Annotated in this window: 1 pseudogene; it reads left to right on the top strand. The window is 76.6% G+C overall.

Annotated features, from left to right (window positions below):
• Positions 1-967, top strand: a pseudogene (locus tag HMPREF3086_RS19800) (DNA polymerase Y family protein); the annotation flags it as partial.

Raw genomic sequence — 967 nt, 5'->3', positions numbered from 1 at the left:
TCGGGCCCCGCGGGGTGCTGGCGTGCAACGCCGTCGCCCGTGCGGTGGGGGTGCGTCGCGGGCTGCGTCGGCGCGAGGCCCAGTTCCGTTGCCCGGAGCTCGTGGTGGTCGCCGCGGACCCGGCGCGGGACGCCACGTGGTTCGAGCCCGTGGTGCAGGCGCTCGACGCCGTCGTCCCGGGGATCGAGGTGCTGAGACCCGGCCTGTTCGTGTTCTCCGCGGCCGGCGCGCTGCGTTTCCACGGCGGGGTCGAGCAGGTCGTCACCCGTGTGGTCGACGCGGTGGCCGCGGCGGGGGTGGAGTGCCAGGTGGGACTCGCCGACGAACTGCCCACGGCCGTGCTCGGCGCCCGTGGCTCGGCGCTGTTGGAGCCGGGCGGGGACGCGGACTATCTGGCGGGTCTGCCCGTGGAGGCGCTCGTGGTGGAACCCGCGCTGGGGGGTCCTGAGGTGCTGTCGGAGCTGGTCGGACTCCTTCACCGCCTCGGAGTGCGGACGCTGGGCGACTTCGCCGCCCTCCCGCCGCGGGACGTGGCCACCCGTTTCGGCGAGGCCGGGTCGGTGGCGCACCGGATCGCCCGCGCGGTCCCGTGGCGCCCGCCGTCGGTGACCGCGGTGCCCACGGGCTCGGCGGTCGAGCACCGGTGCGATCCGCCCCTGGAGCGGGTCGACGAGGCGGCGTTCCTCGGCCGGCGGCTGGCGGGGGAACTGCACGCCGTGCTCGCCGCGGCCGGGGTCTCGTGTCTGCGGCTGTCCATCACGGCCCGGGTCGAGGGTGGTACGGAGGTCAACCGGGTGTGGCGGTGCTCGTCGCCGCTCACCCCGGAGGGCACCGCTGACCGGCTGCGTTGGCAACTCGAGGGCTGGCTCACCGGCACCGCGATCGCCGGCGGGGCCGGGGGCGCGGTCACCGCCCTCGCCCTGGAACCGGTGGAGGTCGTCCCCGCAGGCCGCGTCCAGGAGGGGCT

It is taken from the genome of Dietzia sp. HMSC21D01 (assembly GCF_001815995.1).
GTDB lineage: Bacteria > Actinomycetota > Actinomycetes > Mycobacteriales > Mycobacteriaceae > Dietzia > Dietzia cinnamea.
Note: the sequence above shows the minus strand (reverse complement) of the source record. Positions and strands in the feature narration are given on the sequence as shown.